Origin of the sequence: Modestobacter versicolor, from assembly GCF_041028285.1 — a bacterium.
In the GTDB taxonomy this organism is placed as follows: Bacteria; Actinomycetota; Actinomycetes; order Mycobacteriales; family Geodermatophilaceae; genus Modestobacter; species Modestobacter versicolor_A.
Window position 1 is genome coordinate 381,118 of sequence record NZ_JABGDB010000002.1, and the last position, 25,766, is coordinate 406,883.

A 25,766-nucleotide genomic window follows, 5' to 3' on the forward strand; every position below is an offset into this window, starting at 1 on the left:
GGGGGCAACCGCGGGGCTGCCGGCTGCGGGGCCCGGTGGCCCCGCAGCCGGGCGGCTCAGCTACCGCTGGAGAAGGCGGCGTCGAAGGCGGCTGCCGGCGGGTCGAAGGCCAGCCGGCGGACGAACTCCAGCGCCTCCGGGGCACCGACCAGCCGGTCCATCCCGGCGTCCTCCCACTCCACCGAGATCGGCCCGGAGTAGCCGATGGTGTTCAGCATCCGGAAGCACGCCTCCCACGGGACGTCGCCGTGGCCGGTGGAGACGAAGTCCCAGCCGCGCCGCGGGTCCGCCCAGGGCAGGTGCGAGCCCATCCGGCCGTTGCGGCCGTTGCCGACCTGCTTCTTCGCGTCCTTGCAGTCGACGTGGTAGATCCGGTCCTTGAAGTCCCAGAGGAACCCGACCGGGTCCAGGTCCTGCCAGACGAAGTGGCTCGGGTCCCAGTTCAGCCCGAAGGCCTCGCGGTGGCCGATGGCCTCCAGGGTGCGCACCGTCGTCCAGTAGTCGTAGGCGATCTCCGACGGGTGGACCTCGTGGGCGAACTTCACGCCCACCTCGTCGAAGACGTCGAGCACCGGGTTCCACCGGTCGGCGAAGTCGGCGTACCCGGCGTCCACCATCGACTCGGGCACCGGCGGGAACATCGCCACCGTCTTCCAGATCGACGAGCCGGTGAACCCGACGACGACGTCGACGCCCAGCGCGCGGGCGGCCCGGGCGGTCGCCTTCATCTCCTCGGCGGCCCGCTGCCGGACGCCCTCGGGGTCGCCGTCGCCCCAGACCCGCGGGTGCACCATGCCGCGGTGCCGCTCGTCGATCGGGTCGTCGCAGACGGCCTGGCCGTTGAGGTGGTTGGAGATCGCGAACACCTGCAGGCCGTGCTGCTCCAGCAGGTCCAGCCGGCCCTTGGCGTAGGCGTCGTCCTCAGCGGCGCGGACGACGTCCAGGTGGTCGCCCCAGCAGGCGATCTCCAGGCCGTCGTAGCCCCAGCCCGAGGCGAGCCGGCAGACCTCCTCGAACGGCAGGTCGGCCCACTGGCCGGTGAACAGCGTGACGGGACGGGGCATCAGGACGGGTCCTCTCGGGTGGTCTCGGTCCAGGTCGATCGGTCGGCGGCGCTGCGCTCGACGGCGTCCAGCACCCGCTGGACCTGCAGCCCGTCGGCGAAGGACGGCGTCGGCTGCTCCCCGGCCGCGAGCGCTCCGACCAGGTCGACGACCTGGTGGGTGAAGGCGTGCTCGTAGCCCAGCCCGTGGCCCGCGGGCCACCAGGCGGCGACGTAGGGGTGCCCGGGCTCGGTGACGACGATCCGGCGGAAGCCTGCGGTCTCCGCCGGCTCCGCGCCGTCGAAGAACTCGAGCACGTTCATGTCCTCGAAGTCGAAGGCCAGGCTGCCGGCCGACCCGTTGACCTCGATGCGGATGGCGTTCTTGCGGCCCAGCGCGAACCGGGTCGCCTCGAAGGTGGCCAGCGCACCGCCGGAGAACCGGCCGAGGAAGACCGCGGCGTCGTCGACGGTGACCTCGCCCATCCCCTCGCCGCCGACCCCGCCGAGCGCGCCGGTGCTCGCCGGCAGCGGGCGCTTGCGGACGAAGGTCTCCAGGACCGCGCTCACCCCGGTGACGGTCTCGCCGGTGATGAACTGGGTGAGGTCGACGATGTGCGCGCCGATGTCGCCGAGCGCACCCGAGCCGGCCCGCTCCTTCTGCAGCCGCCAGGACAGCGGAGCCGCCGGGTCGGCGATCCAGTCCTGCAGGTACTGGGCGCGGACGTGCCGGACCTGCCCGATCCGGCCCTCGGCGACCAGCTGGCGGGCCAGGGCCACCGCGGGCACCCGGCGGTAGGTGAAGCCGACCATGGCGCGCACGCCGCGGGCGGCGGCCCGCTCGGCCGCAGCGGTCATCGCCTCGGCCTCGGCGACCGAGTTGGCCAGCGGCTTCTCGCACAGCACGTGCTTGCCGGCGTCCAGGGCGGCGATGGCGATCTCGGCGTGGGTGTCGCCGGGGGTGCAGATGTCGACCAGGTCGACGTCGTCGCGCTCGACGACGCGGCGCCAGTCCGTCTCGGTGCCGGCCCAGCCGAGCCGGGTGGCCGCCGCGCCGACGGCCGCGGCGTCCCGGCCGGCCAGCACGGTGAGCTCGGGGAGGAGCGGCAGGTCGAAGAAGTGCGGCGCGGTGCGCCAGGCCTGGGAGTGGGCCGCGCCCATGAAGGCGTAGCCGAGGAGGCCGACGCGCAGCGGCGGCCGTGGTGCAGAGGTCATCGGGACTCCAGGAGTGGTGCCGGGTGCCGCCGCCCGCAGGCGGCGGCACCCGGCGCGCCGGTCAGGACTCGAACGCCGAGTCGATGTACTGGTCGACGTTCTCCTCGGTGACGACCGGGGCGTTGAGCACGATCTGCCGCGGGATCTCCACCTCGACGAGGTCGGACAGCGCCTTGTCCTGGGCCAGCAGACGGGCCAGCCGGACACCGTCGGCCGCCTGGGTCGACGGGTAGATGACCGTGGCCTTCAGGACCGAGTCACCCTCCTGGATGGCGCGCATCGCGTTGGCCGAACCGGCGCCACCGACCATGAAGAACTCGTCGCGGCCGGCGTTGTCGATCGCGGCCAGGACGCCGACGCCCTGGTCGTCGTCGTGGTTCCAGATGGCGTCGATCTGCGGGGCGGCCTGCAGCAGGTTCGAGGCCGCCTCCTCACCGGACTCCACGGTGAACTCCGCGGCGACCCGGTTGCTGACCTCGAGGCCGCAGTCGGCCAGCGCGTCGGCGAAGCCCTGGCTGCGGTCCTGGGTCAGCGGCAGCGAGTCGATGCCGGCGATCTCGGCGACCACCGCGTCCGGCTTGTCCGACAGCTGCGAGCAGACGTACGTGCCGGCCGAGACGCCCATGCCGTAGTTGTCACCCAGCACGGTGGCGCGGGCGGCGAACGGGCTGTCGAACTCGCGGTCGACGTTGATGACCGGGATGCCGGCCTCCATCGCCTCGAGCGCGACCGGGGTCAGCGCCGCGCCGTCGAAGGGCAGCAGGACGATCGCGTCGACGCCGTCGTTGATGAACGTCTCGACCTGGCTGATCTGGGTGCTGACGTCGTTGGTGCCCTCGGCGACGCGCAGCTCGACGTCCTCGTACCGGTCGGCCTCGGCCCGCGCGGCCTCGGTGATGCCGGCCATCCAGCCGTGGTCGGCCGCCGGTGCCGAGAAGCCGATGGTGACGGTGTCACCGGTGTCGTCGTTGGCGCTGGCGGCGTTGCTGCCGCCACCGTCGGAGGACGACTCGTCCTCGGTGGAGTTGCTGGTACAGCCCACCACGAGTGCGCTGGCTCCCACCAGGCAGACGGTGGTGGACAGCAGGCGCCAGAACGGCCGCTGCGGCGTTGCAGACATCGGTCTCTCCTTGCATCGAGCCGGCTGGCCGTGCCAGGAGACAGGGCCAGGGAAACGGGTGTCGGTCGGACATGAGGGGTGCTGCGCCCCGGCGGCCACCGGCCGGCGGAGGTGGTGCTGGCCGGCGCCCGGGCGGGCGCCGGCCAGGGTCAGGAGGCGCCGGAGTCGCCGCCGGCGGGGCCACCGGACACCGAGGAGGCGCCGGAGACCGCACCGGCCGGACCGCCCGGCCCGCCCGCCGTCGGTGACATCGACCGCGGGGTGCGCATCCGCGCGGACCCGGTGACCAGCCGCTGCTGGAGCAGCACGGCGGCGACGATGATGACGCCGCGGGCGACCGCCTGGGCGGAGCTGGACAGGTCGTTGAGGGTGAAGACGTTGCCCAGCGTGGTGAAGATCAGCACGCCGAGCACGGTGCCGACGATGGTGCCGCGGCCGCCGATGAGCAGCGTCCCGCCGATGACGACGGCCGCGATGGCGTCGAGCTCGTAGAGGGTGCCGTGCGTCGAGCTGCCGGTCGTCGTCCGGGCCATGATCATCACCGCGGCGATGCCGCAGGTGAAGCCGGAGAGCACGTACAGCAGCACGGTGTGCCGCTGCACCCGGATGCCGGCGAGCCGGGCGGCCTCGGCGTTGCCGCCGACGGCGAAGGTGCGGCGGCCGAACGTCGTCCGGTTGAGCAGCACCCAGCCGGCGAGCGCGACCAGGGCGAAGACGATCACCAGGGTCGGGATGCCGAGCACGTCACCGGAGAAGAACCGGACGAAGTCGCGGTCCTGCACGATCTGGGTGCGCCGGTTGGCGATGATCTCGGCCAGGCCGCGGGCGGCGGCGAGCATCGCCAGGGTGGCGATGAAGGCGACCAGCTTGCCGTAGGCGATCACCACGCCGTTGACCAGCCCGGCCACCGAGCCGACCACCAGCGCGGTGAACACCATGACGATCCAGTGGGTGTCCTCGGCCATCTGCTGGGTCGCCAGCGTGGTCGCCCAGACCGACGAGAGCGCGACCAGCGCCCCGACCGACAGGTCGATGCCACCGCCGATGATCACGAAGGTCATCCCGATGCTGACCACGCCGATGACCGAGGCCAGCCGGAGGATCGTCAGCACGTTGTCGATGTCGGCGAACCGGTCCCCGGCGGTGGCGACCCCGGCGATGCAGAGGAGCACCAGGGCGACCACCAGGCCGAGGTTGCGCCCCACCGGGCCGGCCATCAGGCTCTCGCGGCTGCGGGGCGGCCGGGAGGCGGAGGCGCCCCCGGCGGGCTCGGGTGCCCGCGTCGTCGTCGTGGTCATGCAACGTCTCCCTGTCCGGCGGCGGGTGCCGCGCCCTGCATCACGAGGTCGAGCACGCGGTGCTCGTCGAGTTCTCCGGCCCCGGCGCTGGCGACGATGGCCCCGTCGGCCACCACCAGCACCTGGTCGGCCAGTCCCAGCACCTCCGGGATCTCGCTGGAGACCACCACCACGGCCACACCGCGGTCTGCCAGCGCGCGGACCAGCGCGTAGATCTCCGAGCGGGCGCCGACGTCGACGCCGCGGGTCGGTTCGTCCAGCAGCAGCACCTTGCAGTCGCGCAGCAGCCAGCGGGCCAGCACGACCTTCTGCTGGTTGCCGCCGGACAGCGTGCGGACCTCCCGGTCGACGTCGACCGGGCGGAGGTCCAGGGCGTCCGTCTGCTCCCGGGCCGCCTGCCGCTCCGCGGCGGCGGACAGGAACCCGGCGCGGGCGAACCGGGCCAGGCTGGAGACGGTGATGTTGCGGTAGATCGGCTCGCCGAGCAGCAGGCCCTGGCTCTTGCGCTCCTCCGGCGCCAGCCCCACCCCGGCGGCGACGGCGGCGGCGACGTCCCCGTGGCGGAGCCGCTTCCCGGCGACGGTGACCGTGCCGGTCGTCGCCTTGCGGGCGCCGAAGACCGTCTCCAGGATCTCCGACCGGCCCGAGCCCACCAGGCCGGCCAGGCCGAGCACCTCGCCCGGGCGGACGGCGAAGGACACCCCGGAGAACCGGCCCGCCAGCGAGAGGTCCGAGACCTCCAGCAGCGGGGCGGCGGAGGGGTCGGCGAGCTCCCGGCGGGGCGGGAAGACGTACTCGATGGTCCGGCCGGTCATCAGCGTGATGACCTCGCGGGTGCCGGTCTCGCGGGCCGGCAGGCCGGTGGCGACGGTCCGGCCGTCCTTGAGGACGGTGATCCGGTCGCCGACCGAGCGGATCTCCTCCAGCCGGTGGGAGATGTAGACGACCGCGACGCCCTCGGCGGTGAGGTCGCGGATCACCTGGAACAGGTGCTCGACCTCCTCGCTGTCGAGCACCGCCGACGGCTCGTCCATGACGATCAGCCGGGCGTCCTGGGACAGCGCCCGGGCCATGCTGACCATCTGCTGCGAGGCGGCCGACAGCGAGCTCACCTCGGCGGTGGGCCGGATCTCCGGGTGCCCCAGCCGGGCGAGCAGCGCGGCCGCGGCCCGGTTGGCGTGCGCCGGGCGGGACAGCCCGAACCGGGAGCGCTCCCGGCCGAGGAAGACGTTGTCGGCCACGGTGAGCCCGGAGACGAGGTCGAGCTCCTGGTAGATCGTCGCGATGCCCAGGCTCATCGCCGCCTGCGGGTCGCCCAGGGTGACCGGGCTGCCCTCCCAGGAGATCTCGCCCTGGTCCGGCTGGTGCGCGCCGGCGAGGACCTTGATCAGCGTGGACTTGCCGGCGCCGTTCTGGCCGAGCAGGCAGTGCACCTCGCCCGCCCGGACGTCGAGGTCGACGCCGTCGAGCGCGCGGACGCCGGGGAACTGCTTGACGATGCCGCGCATCTGCAGCAGCGGTGCCGTCATCCGAGCACCCTGGCCATGGCCATCCTCTCCAGACTTTTGCTCAACAGTGAACAGAAGTACGTTGAGGCCGGACACTATGTCGGGCGTCACAGAAGGGTCAAGGGACTCGGCGGGCGTTACCGAACCGCAACCGTCCACGGCAGGGGCCGCGGACAGCCACGGGCAGGGGCGCGGGCGGCGCCGGAGGGGTGGGGCGGGAGCGCGGGTCAGCGCGCGGAGGCGTCCGGCCGACCGCCGGCCGGCAGCCCCGAGGCGGCCGCGGCCCGGTGCACGGAGTCCTCGTCGAGGTACCCCTCGATCGCCATCAGCGCAGCGCCCAGCCGGCCGGACATGCCGGGCGCGTCGCTGACGGTGATGTCCAGCGCCCGCGCGGCCAGCGGCAGCGAGCGGCCGTAGACGGCCTCCCGGATCCCGGCCAGCAGCGGGTTGCCCGCCTGCGCGACGCCGCCGGTCATCACGATCCGGTGCGGGTTGAAGAAGTTGACCAGGCTGGCCAGCACGGTGCCGATGGTGCGGCCGGCGTCGCGGACCAGCTCCAGCGCCGCACCGTCGCCGTGCGCGGCCAGCCGGACGAGCTCGCGCGTCGTGGTGACCGGCAGCCCGGCCGCGACGGCGTCGCGCAGCAGGGCGCCGCCCCCGGCGAGGGCCTCCAGGCAGTTCTCGTTGCCGCACCGGCAGACCACGGTGCGGCCGTCCGGCGGCGGCACGGAGATGTGCCCGATGTCGCCGGCGCTGCCCTGCGCCCCGCGGTAGACCTGGCCGTCGACGATGATCCCGCAGCCGATGCCGGTGCCGACCTTGATCACCAGCACGTCCTCCGCGGAGCCGGCGACGCCCATCTCACCCAGGGCCATCACGTTGACGTCGTTGTCGGCGAAGACCGGGCACCCGTAGCGGGCGAACGCGTCCGGGATCGGGTGGTCGTGCCAGCCCGGCATGATCGGCGGGTGCACCGGCCGACCGGTGGAGAACTCCACCGGCCCGGGCACGCCGATCCCGACGGCGCAGACGTCGGCCGGGGTCAGCCCGGCCTCGGCGAGCACCAGCTGGGCCAGCCGGTCGACCTCGGCCAGCACCGGGCCCGGCCCGTCGGCGATGTCGATCGGGTGACCGATGGTCGCCAGCACCTCGGCGGACAGGTCGGTGACCGCGACGTCGACGCTGGTGACCCCGAGGTCGACGGCGAGCACGCAGCCGGCCCGGCTGTTGAACCGCAGCAGCGTCGGCGGCCGGCCACCGGTGCTCCAGCCGCGGCCACCCTCCTCGAGCAGGTTCGCCGCGATGAGCTGGTCGACCCGCGCGCTCACCGTGTTGCGCGAGGCGCCGGTGAGGGCGACCAGCTCCGCCCGGCTCCGGGCCCGGCCGGTGCGCACGTGGTGCAGCAGTGCGCTCGCGGAGGCGGAGGAGTGGGCCACGGCGACATGGTGGCACGCGGGAGGACGGAGCCGGCCCCGGCGGCGCCCGGGCGTGCGGACGGACCCCGGCGTGCGGGTCGGCCTGGGACACGCCGGGGTGGAACAGCGGCGGGCGTCCCGGTGCTGCCCTCCTGTCCTGCCTGCCGCACCACCGACCGCCCCGGAGGCCGCTCCGTGCCCGCCGCACCGCACCAGCCCGCCACCCCGCCGCCCAGCCCCGACGCCTCCGCGCTCGTCGTCGGCGCCAGCGGCATCACCGGCACCGCGCTCGTCGACCGGCTGACCGCCGGCGGGTGGCCGGTCGCCGGCCTGTCCCGTCGCCCGGTGCCCGGCTCGCCCGCCCGGCACGTGGCCGCCGACCTGCGCTCGGCCGGTTCGCTCGCCGATGCCCTGCGCGACCTGCGCCCCACCCACGTCTTCTTCTGCGCGTGGTCGCGCCAGCAGACGGAGGCGGGGAACATCGCGGTCAACCGCGCGATGGTCGCCGACCTGCTGGCCGCCCTGGCGCCGGGCCGCAGCGTCCGGCACGTCGCCCTGGTCACCGGCCTCAAGCACTACCTCGGCCCCTTCGAGGCCTACGGGCAGGGCGACCTCCCCGACACCCCGTTCCTCGAGGACGCCGAGCGGCTGCCGGTGCCGAACTTCTACTACGACCAGGAGGACGCGCTCTGGGCGGCCACCGCCGAGCAGGGCGCCACCTGGAGCGTGCACCGGTCGCACACCGTCCTCGGCCACGCGGTCGGCAACGCGATGAACATGGGGCTCACGCTGGCCGCGCAGGCCGCCATCTGCCGGGCCACCGACCGGCCGTTCGTGTTCCCGGGCTCGCAGACCCAGTGGGACGGGCTGGTCGACATGACCGACGCCGGGCTGCTCGCCGACCACATGGTCTGGGCCGCCACCACCCCGGCGGCCGCCGACCAGGCGTTCAACGTGGTCAACGGCGACGTCTTCCGCTGGCGGCGGATGTGGCCGAGGCTCGCCGCCCACCTCGGCGTCGAGTCCGAGGGCCCGAACGGCCGGCCCCGCCCGCTCGAGCAGCAGATGGCCGGCGCCGAGCCGGTCTGGGCCCGCCTGGCCGCCGCCCACGACCTGGTCGAGCCCGACCTCTCCCGGGTCGCCTCGTGGTGGCACACCGACTCCGACCTCGGCCGCGAGGTCGAGGTGCTGGCCGACATGTCCCGGAGCCGGCTGGCCGGGTTCACCCGGTACGTCCGCACCGAGGACGCCTTCGTCCGGCTGTTCGAGCGCTACCGGGCCGACCGGGTCGTCCCGGCCTGACCGGCCCGCGGCGCCGGCCGGCGCGTCAGGGTGCGGTGAGCACCTCGTCGAGGTGGGCCAGCAGGTCGCGGCCGGTGCCCGCGACCACGTCGTCCAGCCAGACCCGGAAGGCGGCCACCGACTGCGCCACCAGCAGGCGGGTGCGCCAGTCGGCCGGGCCCGGACGGCGCGCGGCGAGCTGCTCGGTCAGCTGGCGCTCCCGGCCGGACAGGTGCAGGAACGGGTTGCTGCGGCTGGCCGCCGCTGCCTCGGCCACCCGGAAGAAGACCGCCAGCCGGGCCCGGTCGGCCACCACGTGCTCCCCCAGCTCGCGCAGCGCCCGGGTGAGCACCTGGCGGTCGTCCAGGCCGGCCGGCGCCGCGGCGATGGCCGCGGTGAGCCGGACGGCGAGCACTCGCGCCGGCTCGGCGAGCACGTCGTCCTTGGACGGGAAGTAGCGGAAGAAGGTGCGCGGCGCGATCTGCGCCGCGGCACAGATGTCGGCGACGGTGACCGCGTCGAAGCCGCGCTCGGCGAACAGCTGCATCGCCACGTCGACCGTGGTCGCCCGGCTGTGCGCCCGGCGGCGCTCCCGCAGCCCCTCACCGGGGACGTCGTCGACCTCGGTCATCGCACTCCCCCCGTCGGTCGTCGTGGGCACCGGTGCCGTCCCGAGTCTCCACGGGAGTGCCCTGGTCCCGGAGCACCCCCACCGCGGGGCGCACCGCGACCCCGTCCGGCGGGCCGGCGCTTGACGCCCGGCCCGCCGGTGCGGTCCTGTCGCCGGCATGACCCCAGGCCCCCCCGCCGGAGACGCCACCCGACCCCCCACCGGACCGCTCGCCGGACTCCGCGTGGTCGAGCTGGCCGGCCTCGGCCCGGGCCCGTTCGCCGCGATGCTGCTGGCCGACCTCGGCGCCGACGTCCTGCGGGTCGACCGGCCCGGGGCCCGGCCGTTCACCGGTGACACCGAGCACGACCTGCTGGCCCGGGGCCGCCGGTCGGTGGCGGTCGACCTCAAGCACCCCGACGGCGGCGAGGTGGTCCGCCGGCTGGCCGCGCAGGCCGACGTGCTGCTGGAGGGTTTCCGGCCCGGGGTCGCCGAGCGGCTGGGCGTCGGGCCGGCGGACTGCCTGGCCCGCAACCCCCGGCTGGTCTACGGCCGGATGACCGGCTGGGGCCAGGACGGTCCGCTGGCCGCGACCGCCGGCCACGACGTCGGCTACATCGCCGTCACCGGGACGCTGCACGCCATCGGCCGGGCCGGCGGCCCGCCGCAGGTGCCGCTGAACCTGGTCGGCGACTTCGGCGGCGGGGCGCTCTACCTGGTCGTCGGGGTGCTAGCCGCGCTGCTGGAGGCCCGGGTCAGCGGCCGCGGCCAGGTGGTGGACGCCGCCATCGTCGACGGCACCGCGCACCTCGCCACGATGGTGCTCGGGATGCTCGCCGGCGGCGCCTGGCAGGACACCCGCGGGGTGAACCTGCTCGACTCCGGCACCCCCTGGTACGACGTCTACGAGACCGCCGACGGCGGGCACCTGGCGGTCGGCGCCCTGGAGCCGCAGTTCTACGCCCAGCTCGTCGACCGGCTCGGGCTCACCGGCGTGGCACCGGACCGGGCCGGCGCCGACCCGGCGGAGCTGCGCGCGCTGTTCGCCGCCACGATCCGCCGGCGCACCCGGGACGAGTGGGTGACGGTCTTCGCCGGCAGCGACGCCTGCGTCGCCCCCGTGCTGTCCTTCGCCGAGGCCCGCGAGCACCCGCACCTGGCCGCCCGGCAGACCTACGTCGAGCACCACGGCGTCGTGCAGCCGGCGCCGGCCCCGCGGTTCTCCCGGACGCCGGCCGCGCTCGGCCGGCCGCCGGCCGCCGCGGGCGCGCACACCCGGGCGGCGCTGGCCGACTGGGGCATCGGGGACGTCGACGCCCTGCTTGCCTCCGGCGCGGTGGCCGAGGCCGGCGGGACGGCGACCGGGGCGGCGGGCGGGTGACACGCCGCCCCGGGGACCGGCGGTCACCCGGGGCGGCGGGTTCGTGGGGGTCGGTCGCCGTCCGCTCAGGGACCGGCCGGCACGTAGACCAGCGCGCCGCGCCGGTCCCGGGCCGGGACCCCGGTGAGCGGGCAGTGGACCAGCCGGTAGCACTCGGTACCGGTGGCGGTGGCCACCTCGGCGGACTCCGGCGGGGGCCACTCGGCCGAGCGCCATGCCGTCTGGTGGGCCGGCCCGCAGTACGCGCGGGCCGTCTGCGGCAGCGGACCCGGGACCGGGACGAGCCGGCCGTCCCGGCGGCGTGCGGGGGTGCCGACGACGGAGAGCACAGAGACCACCTGACCCGACGGGAACTGGGAGGTCACCGGGTCTGGGGTGACGTGCACACCGCCCCTACCCGAGCCGTCGAGCGGTCATGCACCGGTTCCCCGGTCGGTCGCCCGAGGCACCGGGCGGGTGGCGCACCGCACCGGCCGGGACGCCACCCGGACGGCGGTGCCGGTCAGCCGCGCAGGGTCCCGACCGCGGCCCGTCGCCCGGCGCGACCGGCGTGCCCGTCGCCCCGGTCCCGGGGCAGCAGCAGGAGCAGCACCCCGGCCAGCGCCGCGCCGAGGAGGCCGCCCAGCCCGTTCGCGACGACGTCGGCGAAAGCCCCGACCCGGGTGGTCAGCGCGGCCTGGTAGCACTCGATCGCGGCCGACAGCACGACGGCGGCCGCGGCGGCGGCGAGCGGCCGGCGGAGCAGCAGCGCCAGGAAGAGGCCCAGCGGGACGAACAGCGCCACGTTCGGCGGGCCGTCGGACGTGTGCGTCCAGGCGGTCAGGTCCCCGGGCAGCGGCCGCAGGTTCCGCGCGATGCTGTCCAGCGCCCCGGGGGCGACGCCGAACCGCTGCCAGCCGCCGGTGGGCACGACCGTCAGCCCGAGCACCACCGCCAGCGACAGCCCCGTGCCGGCGACCAGCAGCCGCACCGACGGCGACCGGGACGGCGGGGTCAGGGCCGCTCCGGCCAGCGCCAGCACGGCGAGCAGGCCGGTCGTCGCCAGCACCGCTCCCCCGCTGCCGGTCAGGACCATCCGGCCCAGGGACTCCTCGATCATGGGGACCAGCGTGCCCAGCACCCCGTCGGGCCGGCGTTCGGCGGCTCCTTATGCCGCCCTTACCACCGGGTGTGTTCCACTGCCGGGGTCCCCTGCCCGGCCCTCCCCCGGAGTCCGCTGACCGTGCGCATCCTGCTCGCCGACGACGAGCGCCTCCTGGCCGACACCGTGGCCGCCGGGCTGCGCCGGCTCGCCATGGCCGTCGACGTCTGCCACGACGGCGCGGCCGCGATGGAACGGCTGGCGGTGAACCGCTACGACGTGGCCGTGCTGGACCGGGACATGCCGGAGGCCACCGGTGACGAGGTCTGCCGGTGGATGGTGGACCGGGGCATCGGCACCCGGATCCTGATCCTCACCGCCGCCAGCGGGATCCGGGACCGGGTCGACGGGCTGGGCCTGGGGGCCGACGACTACCTGACCAAGCCCTTCGCGTTCGCCGAGCTGGCGGCCCGGGTGCAGGCGCTGGCCCGCCGGCCGCCGGTGGGCACGCCGCCGGTGATCGACCGGGACGGCGTGGTGCTCGACGTGCCGCGGCACCAGGCGTTCCGCGACGGCCGGCTGCTGGAGCTCACGCCCAAGGAGTTCGCCGTGCTCACCGTGCTCATGCAGTCCGCGGGCGCGGTGGTGGGCGCGGAGGAGCTGCTGGAGAAGGCCTGGGACGAGCACACCGACCCGTTCACCAACGCCGTCCGGGTGGCGGTGATGACGCTGCGCCGCAAGCTCGGCGACCCACCGATCGTGCACACCGTGCCGCGCGTCGGCTACCGGTTCGGCAGCTGACCGGTGGTGCTCACCCCGCGCCGGCGGGCGGTCATCGCCGTCCTGGTGGTGTTCCCCTTCGCCTGGGCCTGGTGCGACTGGGCGCTGTACACCGTCCGGGCGCTGCTCTACTACCTGCGGAGCGGGTTCATCTCCTGCGGCGGCGGCTGGCCCCGGTTGTTCAACAGCTGCGCCTCGTTCAGCCCGACGCTGGCGGTCGTCGAGCTGCTGGCGGCCACCGCGCTGGCCGTCGCCGTCGCGGTGCTGCTGTCGCGCTGGGTGCTCTACCCGGTGCGCGACATGGCCGCCACCGTCGGCCGGTTCGGCCCCAACAGCCTGGCCCTGCGGCTGCGGGCCGGCGGGCCGGCGGACGAGACCCGGCAGCTCGCCGACGGGATCGACACCATGCTCGACCGGCTGGCCGAGGGCTACGAGGCGCAGCGCCGGTTCGCCGCCAACGCCTCCCACGAGCTGCGGACCCCGCTGGCCACCCAGCGGGCGCTGATCGAGGTGAGCCTCGGGTCGGCGCTCACCCCCGAGCAGCTGGAGCTGCTGTCCCGGCAGCTGCTGGCCACCAACGAGCGCAACGAGCGGCTGGTCGACGGGCTGCTCACGCTGGCCGAGAGCGACCGCGGGGTGCTCGTCCGCAGCGCGCTGCCGCTGGACGGCGTCGTCGCCGCGGTGGTGGCCGAGCACCGCCCGGCCGCCGAGCGGGCCGGCCTGCAGCTGCACGCCACGCTGGCGCCGGTGACGGTGGTCGGTGAGCGGCCGCTGCTGGAACGGCTGGTCGGCAACCTGCTGTCCAACGCGGTCAAGTACAACGAGCCGGGCGGCTCGGTGGCGGTGACCGTGGACGCCGCCGGCCGGCTGACGGTCGGCAACACCGGCCCGGCCGTGCCCCCCGAGCAGGTCGCCGGGCTGTTCGAGCCGTTCCGGCGGATGACCGGTGAGCGGCTGGAGCACGGCGGGGGCGTCGGGCTGGGGCTGACCATCGTCCGGTCCCTCGCCGCGGCGCACGGCGCGGTGGTGGAGGCCCGGGCCAACGAGGGCGGCGGGCTGGCCGTCCAGGTCCGGTTCCCGGCGGCGACCGCGGTCAGCGCCGCGGGTAGCCGGTGACCCGGCGCCAGAACCAGCTCGCGGGCACCCGCCGCCCGGTGACCAGGTACTCGGGCACCGCGTCGACCATCAGCGTCTTCTCCAGCGCCCGGCGGGCCAGCGGGCGCCCGGCCAGCAGCAGCTCGTCGCCGGGCTGCAGCACCGTGCCGTCGTCCGGCGCGAGCAGGCACTCGTCGCCGTCGCGCAGCAGCAGCAGCGGCACCGCGGGCAGCGACTGGTCGCGCTCGTCGGGGTTGCGCAGCAGGTCGCCCAGGTGCAGCTCGCCGCGCTCGAGCCACCCGCCGAGCGAGGGCGCCTCCTCGTCGGTGAGCCGCACCTTCCACAGCGCCCCGAGGTGGTGCCCGCACTCCTCGACCAGCCGCTGGGTGAGCGCCTCGGCCCAGGCGTCGTCCTGGCCGGGCAGCTCGCGGACGAACCGCCACAGCAGCGGGGTGCTCAGCCGGGCGTAGATCTCGTGCGCGATGACCTCGGTGGGCACCAGCAGCGCGTCGACCTCCATCGCGACGAACAGCGCCGCGCTGGTCGGCGCGTTCTGCCGGGCCGCCACGAACAGGTCCGGGTTGACCCGGCGGGCCGCGGCCACCAGCGAGAGGTTGGTGGTGTCGTTGTCGGTGCCGGCCACGAACGCCACCGCGTTGCGCAGGTCGGTCGCGGCCATCACCTCGGGGTCGGACTCGTCGCCGACCACCAGGTGCAGCCCGTGGTCGGGGTCGGGGTCGGGCACCGCCTTCGGTTCGACGACGGTGACCTCCAGCCCCTCGCTGCGCAGGTCGGCGGCGAAGTGCCGGCCGAACCGGCCGTACCCGCAGACCACCCACCGGCCCGGCGCGGGGGCGGCGGACCGCTCGGGCAGCTGCGCGCCCGGCCCGCTCTCCAGCCAGGTCATCAGCTGGTAGGCCGCCGGCGAGTGCAGCGCCAACCGCAGGTGGTCGCCGAACCGGTCGAACGGGTTGATCACCGTCGGGTCGCCGAAGGAGGACATCCGCTCGGCGACCACCGCCGACGTCGTCCGGGTGACCACGGTCAGCTCCGGGCGCAGCAGCGCGGCGGTCATCGCCACGGCCAGGTTCGCCTCGTCGTCGTCGGTGAGCGCGAGCACGCCCTCGCAGCAGGGGTGGCTGAGCCCCGCGACCTGCAGGTCGCGCGGGTTGCGGGCGTCGCCGACCAGACCCGGGACGTCGGCGCGGAGGGTGTCCAGCTCGAGGGCGTCGATCCGCGCCTCGCGCAGGTCGACGACGGTGAACCGCCGGCCCAGCTCGTCGAAGGAGCGGCCGAGCAGCTCGCCGGTCTGCCCGTACCCGGCGATGAGCAGGAAGGGCTCGCGGAGCCGGGTGACCTTGCGGCTGAAGTGCTGCAGCGCCAGCGCCGACCGGAAGGCCCGGTCCTGCAGCAGCGACAGCAGCGCGCTGATCGCGTAGGCCCAGCCGACGACCGACAGGTAGATCGTGCCGGTGACCCACAGCCGCTGGGCACCGGTGAAGGCGTAGGGGATCTCGCCGAAGCCGATCGTGGTGGCGGTGTAGCTCATCACGTAGAACGAGTCGAAGATGCTCATCCGGTACGGCTCGCCGGCGTCGTCCACGCCCGGCATCAGGCTCAGCCCCAGCACGCTGACCGCGAAGATCAGGATCAGCGTGATCAGCGGGGCCCGCATCCGCCGCAGCACCAGGAAGATCGGCGCCGAGGCCTGCACGCCGGCCACCACGCCGGCCGGCAGCCGCCGGTGACCGGGCGGCGCCGGCCCGTCGACGGCGGGACGTCGTCCGGTCCCCGGTGCCCTGGTCATCTCCGGCCGCCGGTCAGGAGCGGCGGAACGAGCTGGTCTCGACCACCAGCAGCACCAGCGAGACGACGTTCGCCACCAGGGCGCCGCCGGACAGCGAGACGATGCTGGCGGTGGCCCCGGCGGTCAGGCCGGCCTCGGAGACGTGCGCCGCGAACGCCCAGGCGACGGTCGCCGCGATCAGCTGCAGGTCCGCGACCAGGCTGGTGGACAGGTGCACCGCGCCGATCTGGGTGCGGTCGCCGAACTTCAGCACGGTGGCGATCAGGTTCACCACCACGGCGGCGAACAGCTCGTACTCGTTGTGCAGCTCCGGGTCGGAGATGTCGCCGATGAAGAACCCGAAGTTCAGCGTCGCGGCGAGGGTGACGAAGAACCCGAAGACCACCTTCTCGAGGTTCATCCGGCTCCCCGCGACAGCTCGGTGATCAGCACCGTCGGACCCTAACGCCGGAGGTCACCGGCCCGCCGTGTGGAACGCCCGCAACGCCGCCAGGGTCGGCCCGGGCTGCTCCTCGACCAGGAAGTGCCCGCTGTCGACCGGCCCGCCGGTGACGTCGCCGGCCCACGGCCGCCACACCTCGAGCGGGTCGTACCAGGCCGGCAGCGCACCCCGCGCCCCCCAGAGCACCTGCACCGGGCAGGAGAGGGTGCGGCCGGCGGCCCGGTCCTCGTCGTCCAGCCGCCGGTCGCAGGTCGCCCCGGCGCGGTAGTCCTCGCACATGGCGTGCACGACGGCCGGGTCGGCCAGCGCCCGCCGGTAGTCGGCCAGCGCCTCGGGCGCCACGCCGCGCAGCAGCCCGCCGAACTGGCCGTCGAGGAAGAAGAACTCCGGGTCGGCGCCGATCAGCCGCTCGGGCAGCGGCTCGGGCTGGGCGAGGAACGCCCAGTGCCAGTAGCCGAGCACGAAGCGGGCGTCGGCCCGCGCCCACACCTCACCGGTCGGGACGACGTCCATCACGGTCAGCCGCCGGACGGCGTCCGGGGTGTCCAGGGCCATCCGGTAGCCGACCCGGGCGCCGCGGTCGTGCCCGGCGACGTCGAAGGCGCCGAAGCCCAGCGAGCGCATCAGCGCGACGTTGTCGGCGGCCATCGCGCGCTTGCCCATCGCCTCGTGTCCGGGCAGCGGGGCCGGCTGCGAGCTGCCGCCGTACCCGCGCAGGTCCGGGGCGACGACGGTGTGGTCGCGGGCCAGGTCGGCCGCGACCGGCCGCCACATCTCGTGGGTCTCCGGGTAGCCGTGCAGCAGCAGCAACGGCGGGCCGGCCCCGCCCACGCGCACCCGCAGGGTCACCTCCCCGACGTCGACGGAGGACAGCTCGAACCCCTCGAACCCCGGCATCGGGTGCTCCTCGCTGGTCGGTGGCGGGCCGCTCACCCTCCCGCACGGGCGGCGTCACGCACCACCCGGTACAGCCGGGCCAGGTCGGGCAGCTGGTGGTGGGCGTTGAGGCCGCTCGGGTTCGGCGCCACCCAGGTCGGCACCCCGCCCACCCGGTCCGGCTGCTCCCCCAGCACGGCGCGCGGCCGGTCGAAGGCCGTCCGCCAGGCGGTGACGCCCAGGACGGCGAGCACCCGCGGGCGGTGCCGGGCGACCAGCCGGGCCAGTTCGGCGCCCCCGGCCCGGAGCTCCTCGCGGGTCAGCTCCGCCGCGGTCCGGGTCGGCCGGGCCACCACGTTGGTCACCCCGAGGCCGTACCGGAGCAGCTCCCGGTCCTCGTCCGGGGTCAGCCGGCGCGGGGTGAGGCCGGCCAGGTGCAGCGCGGGCCAGAACCGGTTGCCCGGGCGGGCGAAGTGGTGCCCGCGCTCGGCCGACAGCAGCGAGGGGTTGATGCCGCAGAACAGCACGTCCAGGCCGTCGGCGACCACGTCGGGCAGCGGCTTCGCGGGCACGGCGTTCAGTGCGCGGTCCAGCCGCCGTCCATCACCAGCGACGTGCCGGTGACCGACAGCGCCGCCGGCGAGCACAGCCACGCCACGGCGTCGGCGACCTCGGCCGGCTCCAGCAGCCGCTTGAGCGCCGCCGGCGCCAGCAGCACCTGGGCCAGCACGTCGTCCTCGCTCATCCCGTGCGCCCGGGCCTGGTCGGCGACCTGGCCCTCGACCAGCGCGGTGCGCACGTAGCCGGGGGCGACGCAGTTGCTGGTCACGCCGTGCGCCGCGCCCTCCAGCGCGACCACCTTGGACAGCCCCTCCAGGCCGTGCTTGGCGGCGACGTAGGCGACCTTGTAGGGCGAGGCCCGCAGCCCGTGCACCGAGCTGACGTTCACCACCCGCCCCCAGCCGCGCCCGTACATGTGCGGCAGCGCGGCGCGCACCAGCCGGAACGGCGTCTCCACCATCAGCTGCAGGATCAGGCCGAACCGGTCCACCGGGAACTCGTGCACCGGCGCCACGTGCTGCAGCCCGGCGTTGTTGACCAGCACGTCGACGTCGACGTCCAGCGCGTCGACGGCGTCGAGGTCGGCCAGGTCGACCCCGACCGCGCTGCCGCCGACGGCATCGGCGACGGCCCGGGCGCCGGCCAGGTCGCGGTCGACGACGACCACGTGCGCGCCCTCGGCCGCCAGCCGCTCGGCGCAGGCCCGCCCGATCCCGGACGCCCCTCCGGTCACCATCGCCCGCCGTCCCGCCAGCATCGCCGCCATGCCGGGCAGGCTAGGCCGTCGGGCACCGGGTAGACACCTGGCCATGAGCCAGGACGCGCCATGAGCCAGGACGCCGGGGACCCCCGCACGCCGCAGCCCGCCGACCGCGCCCACCTCGACCAGCTCCGGGCCGCGACCGAGCGGGCCGCGGCGACCGCCGACCCGCTCGCGTCCGCGCACGCGGGGGCCGCCGAGGAGCTGCTCGCCCGGGCCGAGCAGGCGATCGAGGCCGCCGGCGCGGAGCTGCTCGGGCTCAGCCACGACCTGCACGCCCACCCGGAGGAGGGCTACGCCGAGCACCGGTCGGTGCGGGCCGTCGCCGACCTGCTGGCGGCGCACGGCATCGAGGCGCAGGTGGGCGTGCACGGGCTGGACACCGCGCTGCGGGCGAGCACCGGCAGCGGCGGCCCGACCGTGGCCGTGCTCGCCGAGTACGACGCGCTGCCGGGCATCGGGCACGGCTGCGGCCACAACGTCATCTGCTCCTCGGCGGTCGGCGCCTTCCTCGGCCTGCACGCCGCGCTGGCCGGCGGCGACCTGCCCGGGACGGCGGTGCTGCTGGGCACCCCGGCCGAGGAGGGCGGCGGCGGCAAGGAGCTGATGGCCCGGGACGGCGCCTTCGCCGGGGTGGACGCGGTGGTGATGCTGCACCCCTTCGGCTACGACGCCGCGGTGCAGCCGTTCCTCGGCCGCCGGCAGCTGCGGGTCACCTACCGGGGCATCGCCGCGCACGCCTCCGCGCAGCCGTTCATGGGCCGCAACGCGCTGGACGCCGTGGTCGCCGGGTACCAGGGCGTGGCGATGCTGCGCCAGCACGTCCCGGACACCGACCGGGTGCACGGGGTGATCAGCGACGGCGGGCAGCGGCCCAACGTCGTCCCGGAGACCGCCGAGGCGCTGTACTACGTGCGCTCGGCGACCCCGGAGACGCTGGCCGACCTCTCCCGGCGGATGGAGGCGGTGATGGCCGGTGCCGCGGCGATGACCGGCTGCGGGTACGAGCTGCACTGGGACGAGCTGCCGGCCTACCTGCCGATCCGGGCGAACCTGGAGCTGGCCGCCCGCTGGACCCGGCACCAGGCGCGGCGCGGCCGCACCGCGCTGCCCCCGGGCGTGACGCCGGCGTCGCTGGCCGGCTCCACCGACCTGGGCAACGTGAGCGTGCGGGTGCCGGCGATCCACCCGATGATCGCCATCGCCGGCCCGGACACCTCGATGCACACCACCGGCTTCGCCGCCGCCGCCGTCTCCCCCGCCGGCGACACCGCAGTGCTCGACGGCGCCGTGGGGCTGGCCCTGACCGCCCTCGACGTGCTCGCCGACCCGGCCGTGCTGGCCGCGGCGCAGGCCGAGTTCGCGGCCGCCGGCGGCGTGCTCGACCTCGACGCCGTGCTCGGTCAGCCGTGATCGACCGGTTGCTGCTGCTCGGGGCCACCGGCGACCTGGCCGGCCGGTTCCTCCTCCCGGCGCTGGCCTGGCTCACCGCGGCGGGCCGGGTCCCTGACGACCTGCAGGTCGTCGGGGCCGCCGCGCAGGACTGGGACGACGAGACGTTCCGGGCGCACGTGGCCGGCCGGTCGGCGGCCGCCGGGGAGCTGCCGGACGACGCCGGCCGGGCGCTGCTGGCCCGGCTGCGGTACCGCCGGTTCGACGCCGGCGACCCCGCGACCGTGGCCGCGGCCGTCGCGGCCCTCCCCGGGGACGGCCCCGTCGCCGCCTACCTCGCCCTGCCGCCGGCGCTGTTCCCCGCCACCCTCCGGGCGCTGGGGGCCGCGGGCCTGCCACCGGGCAGCCGGATCGCGGTGGAGAAGCCGTTCGGCGCCGACCTGGCCGGCGCGGTCGCCCTGGACGCGCTGCTGGCCGAGGTGGCCGGCGACGAGCGCGCGGTGACCCGGGTCGACCACTTCCTCGGCATGTCCGTCGTCCAGGAGCTGCTCGGGCGGCACGCGGCCGGCGGGGACCTCACGACCGGGTGGGACCTGGCCACCGGGTGGGACAGCCGGTCGGTCGAGGAGGTCGAGGTGGTCTGGGAGGAGACGCTGGGCCTGGAGGGCCGCGCGGACTTCTACGACCGAACCGGGGCGCTGCGCGACGTGCTGCAGAACCACCTCCTCCAGGTGCTGGTGCTGCTGGCGATGGAGCAGCCCGCCGACGGCGGCGAGCAGGCGCTGCACGCGGCCAAGCTCGACCTGCTGCGGTCGCTGCGGCTGGCCGACCCCACCGACCCCGCCGCGTGCACCCGCCGGGCCCGGTACACCGCCGGCACGCTGGCGGCGGGCGGGGCCTCGGCCGCGGTGCCCGGCTACGCCGACGAGGACGGGGTCGACCCGGCCCGCGGCACCGAGACGTACGCCGAGGTGCTGCTGGCGGTGGACACGCCCCGCTGGGCCGGCACCCGGTTCCGGCTGCGCACCGGCAAGGCCATGCCGGCGTCCCGGAAGGGCGTGGCGGTGCACCCCCGCACGGCGGGGCCGCCGCGGTGGACCCCCCTCGAGGAGCCGGAGCGCGGCACCGGGGCCGCCCCCGGTGAGCTCGCCGCCTACTGCCGGGTGCTCACCGACGTGCTGGCCGGCGGCAGCGTCACCTCGGTCAGCGGGCCGGAGGCCGAGGAGGCGTGGCGGGTCGTCGAGCCGGTCCTGGCGGCCTGGGCGGCCGGCACCGTGCCGCTGCTGGGGCACCCCGCCGGCACGGCCGCCCCGCCGCCGCTGCGCTGACCTGCGTGCGGCGCGCGGACCGGGCAGGCTGACCCCGGCACAGCGGACGACGGCACACCGAACGACGGCACAGCGGACGACGGCACAGCGAGCGAGACGGCAGGGAGAGCAGCACATGGCACGGGTGGCGGTCACCGGCAGCAGCGGCAAGCTCGGCCGGGCGGTGGTCGACCACCTGCTCGGGCACGGCTGGGACGTCGTCGCGCTGGACCGGGTGCCGAGCCCGCGCTCCGACGTGGTGTCCTCGGTGGTCGACCTGACCGACTTCGGCCAGGCGGTGGAGGCGCTGGGCGGGATCGACGACCGGCACAGCGGGGTGGACGCGCTGGTGCACCTGGCCGCGGTCCCGGCGCCCGGGCTGCTGCCGAACGCCGCGACGTTCGCGAACAACATGACCGCGTCCTACAACGTCTACAGCGCGGCGCTCCGGGCCGGCGTCCGGAAGGTCGTCTGGGCCTCCAGCGAGACCGTGCTCGGGCTGCCCTTCGACACCCCGCCCCCGTACGTCCCGGTCGACGAGGAGCACCCGCCGCAGCCGACGACGACGTACTCGCTGGTCAAGACGCTGGAGGAGGAGCTGGCCCGGCAGCTGTGCCGGTGGCACCCGGACCTGTCGATGACCGGGCTGCGGTTCAGCAACGTCATGTACCCCGATGACTACGCCGACTTCCCCGGCTGGGACGCCGACCCCGCGCTGCGCCGCTGGAACCTGTGGGGCTACATCGACGCCCGGGACGGCGCCCAGGCGGTCCGCCGCGCGCTGGAGCACACCGAGCCCGGCGCCGACGTGTTCATCGTGGCCAACGCCGACACCGTGTCGGCCCGGACCGACGACGAGCTGCTCGCCGCCGAGTTCCCGGACGTGCCGCGCACCCGGGAGCTCGGCCCGCACGAGACGCTGCTGTCGATCGACAAGGCCCGCCGGGTGCTGGGGTACGAGCCGCAGCACTCCTGGCGCGACGAGGTGGGTGGCTGACGGTGCAGGTCGTCGTGGTCACCCACCCCGAGGTCGAGGTGCAGCCGGACGTCGCCGTCCCGCAGTGGGGGCTGTCGGCGGCGGGCCGGGCCCGGCTCGCCGCGCTGCTGGCGCAGCCGTGGGTGCCCGGCCTGACCCGGGTGGTGTCCAGCACCGAGAGGAAGGCGGTCGAGACGGCCGAGGCGCTCGCCGCCGCGGTGGGCCTGCCGGTCGCCCGGGACGCCGAGCTCGGCGAGAACGACCGGTCGGCCACCGGCTACCTGCCCGCGGCCGAGTTCGAGGCGCTCGCCGACCGGTTCTTCGGCTCCCCCGACGAGAGCGTCCGGGGGTGGGAGACCGCCCGGGACGCCCAGCGGCGGATCGTGGCCGCGGTCGGCCGGGCGGCGGCCGGGGCGACGGGCGACGTCGCAGTCGTCTGCCACGGCGGCGTCGGCACGCTGCTGCTGTGCCACCTGCTCGGCGTCCCGATCGACCGGCGGCACGACCAGCCGGGCCAGGGCAGCTGGTACGCGTTCGACCCGGCGACCGGGCGGGTGCCGCACGGCTGGCGGCGGCTGACCGCCCCGGACTGAGGCGTCCCGCGCCGAGGCAAGCCGTCGGCAAGGAGACGGCAAGGACGCTGCGTCACGGTGGTGCCCGTCCACACCGGAGGGAAGACACCGTGACCCAGCAGATGCACCCGTCCAGCCCGCAGACCCACGTCCCCGCGAACGGCACCGCGCCCGCCGGTGCGTACCCGCCCCCGGCCCTGCCCGGCTGGCTGTCGCCGCAGTACCCGCCGCCCCCGGCGCCGGCCCCGCCCCGGCGCAGCCGCGGCCGGCTGGTCGGCGCGATCGCCGGCGGTCTCGTCGCCGTCGCCGGGCTGGGCACCGGCGCGCTGCTGCTGTTCGGCACGGCGACGCTGGACACCGACGAGCTCACCGACCGGATCGCCGAGGCGACGCAGCAGCAGTCCGGGGTGGCCCCGACCGCGCTGGAGTGCCCGGCCGACGTCGAGGTCGCCGCCGGCGCCACGTTCGGCTGCACCGCGGAGCTGGAGGGCCAGCCGGTGTCCTTCACCGTCGAGCAGACCGACGACGAGGGCAACGTCCGCTTCGACCTCGACACCCCGTTCGTCGTCGTGTCGGTGGTCGAGTCCTCGGTCGCCGAGCAGGTGGCGGCCGACTACGCGGTGGACGTGACCGCCAGCTGCGAGACCGGCGGCCGCAGCGTCCTCGTCGACGCCGTCGGCGACCCGGTGCCGTGCACGGTCACCAACGTCGACGACGCCGCCGACAGCCTGGCGGTCGTGGCGACGGTCGCCGAGGACGGCACCGTCAGCTACGTCGAGGCCTGACGCCGTGGCCCCCGGTGCCGACGGCGACTCCCTCGAGGCGCTGTTCGGCCTGCTCCCGGCCGACCCGGTGGCGGCGGACCCCCTGCCTCCCGGTCCCCTGCCCCCCGGTCCCCCGCCCGACGCCGCCGCGGTCCTGCCCGGACCGCGCCCGCCCGACCCCCAGGAGGGGACCCCGTGACCCCGCACCCCCTCGGCGTCCCGCAGCGGTGGGCCGGACCGCTGCCCGCCGCCGACGACGAGGCCCGCACCCGGCGGCTGATCGCCGCCCGCCGGTGGCACCGCCGCGCCGAGCAGGCGGCCCGCCGGGCCGCCCGGGCCCGCTCCGCCGGCTGTGCACCCCGCTGACCGACCCGCCCCCTGACCCCGGGCGGGCCGGCCGGCCGGCTCGCTGCCCTCAGCCGACCTCGAAGGCCGCCGAGAGGACGTGCCGCCGCCGCGCGCTGAGGTCGGCGAACAGCTGTGGTGCGTCGTCGAACGGGACGACGTCGGTCAGCAGGTGCGCGCGCACGGCAGCGCCGTGGTCCTGCAGCAGGGACAGCGTCTCGGCCGACAGCCGCCGCCGGTCCCAGGACGGGCCGAGGCCGCGGGGCACCCGGCCGATCTGGGCGGCCCGGACCGACAGCCCGTTGTGGTGGAACTCCTCGCCCAGCCCGACGTCGTCCGCGCCGCCGGTGTAGAACGCCAGGTCGACGACGGTGCCCTGCGGGCGCAGGCAGCGCAGCGCGGTCGCCAGCGCCGCCGCGGTCCCCCGGCACTGGAAGACGACGTCGGCCCCGTGGTCGGCCGCACCGTGCCGCCAGCGGGTCTTGAGCTCGCGGGCGACGTCCGGGGTGTCGTCGACGGCGGTCAGGCCGAGCCCGGTCGCGGCCGCCCGGCGGCTGGGCGTCGGGTCGACGACCACCACCTCGTCGGCGCCGTGCACCCGGGCGAGCAGCCCCACGAGCAGCCCGATCGCCCCGCCGCCGGTCACCACGACCAGCCGGCCGCGGACCCCGGCGGCGAGGTCGGCGCCCCCGACGTCGGCGGCGGCGTGCAGCAGCCCGTTGGCGCAGATCGGCCCGAGGTGGGCGGCGTAGACGCCGAGCACCGGGTCCAGGCCGGCCGGCAGGACCACCACGTGCTGGCCGACCGGGTCGCCGTGCACCACGGTGGAGTGGCCGTACGCCATCGCGACCAGCGCACCCTCGGCGACGGCGGACGTGCGGCTGTCGGTCACCCGCGCGACCTCCATGTAGCCCAGCCGCCGGACCGGGAACGACTGCCGCTCCCCGGCGCCGAACAGCCCCAGCTCGGCGTCCCAGCCGGTGGCCAGGTACGGGCTGGTGCCGCGGTACCAGGTGAGCTCGGTGCCGGCCGACAACCCGGTGTAGACGGTCTCGCCGCGGAACCGGCCCTCCGCCAGCGGCGGCTCGGGCGACTCGTCGACGGCCAGCACCCCGGCCTCCGGGACGACGAGGGTGCGCACCGGCGGCCGCGTCACCGGCCCGCCACCCGCACGGTCGCGCCGGTGCGGGCGGCCTCGGCCACCGCCCAGGCCAGCCGGTGCGTCCGCAGCGCCTCGGCCACGTCGACCAGCCCCGGCGCGGCCGGCCGGCCGGCCAGCAGGTCCACGAACGCCCGGTCGACGGCGGTGCGCGCGTCGACGGTCGGCTCGGCCGTCGACCCGCCCTCCCGGGTCGTGATCTGCACCGAGGACTCGGTGAGGTGGACGACGCGGCCGTCGGCCACCACGTCCAGGCCCGCCGCAGTCAGGGCCGGCAGCACGCAGGAGGTGCTGACCGTGCCCACGGCGCCGGACTCCAGCCGGAGGACCGCCGCCGTGGCATCGGGCACGTCCCGCCCCTCCCGGCCGGACGCCGCCGCCAGGCCGGTCACCTCGGCCACCTCGCCGGCCAGCAGCCGGAGCAGGTCGAGCACGTGGGTGGCCTGCTCGACGACCTGCCCGCCCGAGCGGTCGGCCCGCCCCCACCACGCCGGCGGCGGTGTCGTGCCCCACCAGCGGGCCTGGACCAGCCGGACCGTGCCGCCGTCGAGGGCCGAGCGCGCCGCCGCGACGGTGTCCAGGTGCCGCCAGTGGTAGCCGGTCGCCGTCGGCACCCCGCTGCCGGCCACCGCCCGGGCCAGCTCCTCGGCGGTCGCCAGGTCGGCGGCCAGCGGCTTCTCCACGAAGAACGGCAAGCCGGCCCGCAGCACCGCGCGCTCGGGCTCACCGTGGGCGAACGGCGGCACGCAGAGCCAGACGGCGTCCGGCCGCGCCGCCAGCAGCGCGTCGAGGTCCGCGACCGCCGGCGCCCCCACCTCCGCCGCCAGCGCCTCCCGGCTCCCGGCCACCTGGTCGCAGACGCCGACCAGCTCGACGTCCTCGAAGCCGGCCAGGGTGCGGGCGTGCCGCGCCCCCACCCCGCCGGCCCCGACCAGGCCCACCCGCAGCGTCACCGTCGTCCACCCGGCGCCCGGGCCGT

Annotated in this window: 26 protein-coding genes; 10 read left to right on the plus strand and 16 right to left on the minus strand. The window is 76.0% G+C overall.

Annotated features, from left to right (window positions below; all coding sequences use genetic code 11):
- Nucleotides 1-56: 56 nt before the first annotated feature.
- The 6 genes from HL054_RS08130 to HL054_RS08155 all read right to left on the minus strand — a co-directional run bounded on the left by HL054_RS08130 (nt 57) and on the right by HL054_RS08155 (nt 7,619).
- Complete coding sequence (locus HL054_RS08130; protein WP_369138391.1) at nt 57-1,064, minus strand: sugar phosphate isomerase/epimerase family protein; 1,008 nt, start codon at nt 1,062-1,064, stop codon at nt 57-59.
- Nucleotides 1,064-2,257 (minus strand): Gfo/Idh/MocA family protein, encoded by a 1,194-nt coding sequence (locus HL054_RS08135; RefSeq protein WP_369138393.1) that lies wholly within the window; start codon nt 2,255-2,257, stop codon nt 1,064-1,066. Before HL054_RS08135 ends, HL054_RS08130 begins: the two co-directional genes overlap by 1 nt.
- Nucleotides 2,258-2,318: 61 nt before the next feature.
- Entirely contained in the window at nt 2,319-3,377 is a 1,059-nt protein-coding gene (locus HL054_RS08140; RefSeq protein ID WP_369138394.1) for a substrate-binding domain-containing protein, read from the minus strand.
- 149 nt (nt 3,378-3,526) lie between these two features.
- The gene (locus HL054_RS08145) at nt 3,527-4,675 is read right to left on the minus strand and encodes an ABC transporter permease (protein ID WP_369138395.1); all 1,149 of its coding nucleotides are present in this window, start codon (nt 4,673-4,675) and stop codon (nt 3,527-3,529) included.
- Nucleotides 4,672-6,204, minus strand: a complete 1,533-nt coding sequence (locus HL054_RS08150) for a sugar ABC transporter ATP-binding protein (RefSeq protein WP_369138396.1) — start codon at nt 6,202-6,204, stop codon at nt 4,672-4,674. Before HL054_RS08150 ends, HL054_RS08145 begins: the two co-directional genes overlap by 4 nt.
- Before the next feature lie 206 nt (nt 6,205-6,410).
- Nucleotides 6,411-7,619, minus strand: coding sequence for an ROK family protein (locus HL054_RS08155; RefSeq protein ID WP_369138397.1), 1,209 nt, complete (start codon nt 7,617-7,619; stop codon nt 6,411-6,413).
- 174 nt (nt 7,620-7,793) lie between these two features.
- Between HL054_RS08155 and HL054_RS08160 the strand changes: the two genes are divergently transcribed.
- Nucleotides 7,794-8,900, plus strand: coding sequence for an SDR family oxidoreductase (locus tag HL054_RS08160; protein ID WP_369138398.1), 1,107 nt, complete (start codon nt 7,794-7,796; stop codon nt 8,898-8,900).
- Nucleotides 8,901-8,925: 25 nt separating this feature from the next.
- Here HL054_RS08160 and HL054_RS08165 read toward each other — a convergent pair whose 3' ends face one another.
- Nucleotides 8,926-9,510 (minus strand): TetR family transcriptional regulator, encoded by a 585-nt coding sequence (locus HL054_RS08165; RefSeq protein WP_369138399.1) that lies wholly within the window; start codon nt 9,508-9,510, stop codon nt 8,926-8,928.
- Nucleotides 9,511-9,667: 157 nt separating this feature from the next.
- On the opposite strand from HL054_RS08165, the gene HL054_RS08170 reads away from it, so the two are divergent.
- The gene (locus HL054_RS08170; protein WP_369138400.1) at nt 9,668-10,870 is read left to right on the plus strand and encodes a CaiB/BaiF CoA transferase family protein; all 1,203 of its coding nucleotides are present in this window, start codon (nt 9,668-9,670) and stop codon (nt 10,868-10,870) included.
- Nucleotides 10,871-10,935: 65 nt separating this feature from the next.
- On the opposite strand, the gene HL054_RS08175 is transcribed toward HL054_RS08170, so the two are convergent.
- Together HL054_RS08175 and HL054_RS08180 are read right to left on the minus strand one after the other, a co-directional pair.
- Nucleotides 10,936-11,199, minus strand: coding sequence for a hypothetical protein (locus HL054_RS08175; protein ID WP_369138401.1), 264 nt, complete (start codon nt 11,197-11,199; stop codon nt 10,936-10,938).
- Nucleotides 11,200-11,372: 173 nt separating this feature from the next.
- Entirely contained in the window at nt 11,373-11,969 is a 597-nt protein-coding gene (locus HL054_RS08180; protein ID WP_369138402.1) for a VanZ family protein, read from the minus strand.
- A 123-nt stretch (nt 11,970-12,092) separates the two neighbouring features.
- Between HL054_RS08180 and HL054_RS08185 the strand changes: the two genes are divergently transcribed.
- Both HL054_RS08185 and HL054_RS08190 read left to right on the plus strand, forming a co-directional pair.
- On the plus strand, nt 12,093-12,752 hold the full coding sequence (locus HL054_RS08185; RefSeq protein ID WP_369138403.1) for a response regulator transcription factor: 660 nt from the start codon (nt 12,093-12,095) through the stop codon (nt 12,750-12,752).
- A 3-nt stretch (nt 12,753-12,755) separates the two neighbouring features.
- Complete coding sequence (locus HL054_RS08190) at nt 12,756-13,847, plus strand: sensor histidine kinase (RefSeq protein WP_369138404.1); 1,092 nt, start codon at nt 12,756-12,758, stop codon at nt 13,845-13,847.
- On the opposite strand, the gene HL054_RS08195 is transcribed toward HL054_RS08190, so the two are convergent.
- From HL054_RS08195 to HL054_RS08215, 5 genes are read right to left on the minus strand one after another with little or no spacing between them, the layout of a single operon-like run.
- Entirely contained in the window at nt 13,825-15,633 is a 1,809-nt protein-coding gene (locus tag HL054_RS08195; RefSeq protein WP_369138405.1) for a potassium channel family protein, read from the minus strand. The two genes, HL054_RS08190 and HL054_RS08195, sit on opposite strands and share 23 nt — an antisense overlap.
- Before the next feature lie 13 nt (nt 15,634-15,646).
- Nucleotides 15,647-16,033 (minus strand): DUF6394 family protein, encoded by a 387-nt coding sequence (locus tag HL054_RS08200; RefSeq protein WP_369138406.1) that lies wholly within the window; start codon nt 16,031-16,033, stop codon nt 15,647-15,649.
- Between the two features lie 54 nt (nt 16,034-16,087).
- Nucleotides 16,088-16,972 carry an alpha/beta fold hydrolase gene (locus tag HL054_RS08205; protein ID WP_369138407.1) on the minus strand — a complete coding sequence of 295 codons (885 nt, stop codon included), beginning with the start codon at nt 16,970-16,972 and terminating at the stop codon, nt 16,088-16,090.
- Between the two features lie 32 nt (nt 16,973-17,004).
- Nucleotides 17,005-17,523 carry a G/U mismatch-specific DNA glycosylase gene (gene mug, locus HL054_RS08210; protein WP_369138408.1) on the minus strand — a complete coding sequence of 173 codons (519 nt, stop codon included), beginning with the start codon at nt 17,521-17,523 and terminating at the stop codon, nt 17,005-17,007.
- A gap of 5 nt (nt 17,524-17,528) precedes the next feature.
- Nucleotides 17,529-18,278, minus strand: a complete 750-nt coding sequence (locus HL054_RS08215; RefSeq protein WP_369138409.1) for a 3-hydroxybutyrate dehydrogenase — start codon at nt 18,276-18,278, stop codon at nt 17,529-17,531.
- Nucleotides 18,279-18,338: 60 nt separating this feature from the next.
- Here HL054_RS08215 and HL054_RS08220 point away from each other — a divergent pair, with 60 nt between their 5' ends.
- From HL054_RS08220 to HL054_RS08245, 6 genes are all read left to right on the plus strand, one after another.
- Nucleotides 18,339-19,685: a M20 family metallopeptidase gene (locus HL054_RS08220; RefSeq protein ID WP_369138410.1), complete on the plus strand. Its 1,347-nt coding sequence runs from the start codon at nt 18,339-18,341 to the stop codon at nt 19,683-19,685.
- Complete coding sequence (locus tag HL054_RS08225) at nt 19,682-20,992, plus strand: glucose-6-phosphate dehydrogenase (protein ID WP_369138411.1); 1,311 nt, start codon at nt 19,682-19,684, stop codon at nt 20,990-20,992. Before HL054_RS08220 ends, HL054_RS08225 begins: the two co-directional genes overlap by 4 nt.
- Before the next feature lie 115 nt (nt 20,993-21,107).
- Nucleotides 21,108-21,968: an NAD-dependent epimerase/dehydratase family protein gene (locus HL054_RS08230; RefSeq protein ID WP_369138413.1), complete on the plus strand. Its 861-nt coding sequence runs from the start codon at nt 21,108-21,110 to the stop codon at nt 21,966-21,968.
- Nucleotides 21,969-21,970: 2 nt separating this feature from the next.
- Nucleotides 21,971-22,540, plus strand: coding sequence for a histidine phosphatase family protein (locus HL054_RS08235; protein ID WP_369138414.1), 570 nt, complete (start codon nt 21,971-21,973; stop codon nt 22,538-22,540).
- Between the two features lie 89 nt (nt 22,541-22,629).
- Nucleotides 22,630-23,304: a DUF4333 domain-containing protein gene (locus HL054_RS08240; RefSeq protein WP_369138415.1), complete on the plus strand. Its 675-nt coding sequence runs from the start codon at nt 22,630-22,632 to the stop codon at nt 23,302-23,304.
- 174 nt (nt 23,305-23,478) lie between these two features.
- Nucleotides 23,479-23,649 (plus strand): hypothetical protein, encoded by a 171-nt coding sequence (locus HL054_RS08245; protein ID WP_369138416.1) that lies wholly within the window; start codon nt 23,479-23,481, stop codon nt 23,647-23,649.
- A 49-nt stretch (nt 23,650-23,698) separates the two neighbouring features.
- Here HL054_RS08245 and HL054_RS08250 read toward each other — a convergent pair whose 3' ends face one another.
- Both HL054_RS08250 and HL054_RS08255 read right to left on the minus strand, forming a co-directional pair.
- A complete protein-coding gene (locus HL054_RS08250; RefSeq protein ID WP_369138417.1) occupies nt 23,699-24,784 on the minus strand; it encodes a zinc-dependent alcohol dehydrogenase in 1,086 nt (361 codons plus the stop codon).
- Complete coding sequence (locus HL054_RS08255; RefSeq protein WP_369138418.1) at nt 24,781-25,740, minus strand: Gfo/Idh/MocA family protein; 960 nt, start codon at nt 25,738-25,740, stop codon at nt 24,781-24,783. The genes HL054_RS08250 and HL054_RS08255 overlap by 4 nt, the downstream gene beginning before the upstream one ends.
- Nucleotides 25,741-25,766 lie beyond the last annotated feature (26 nt).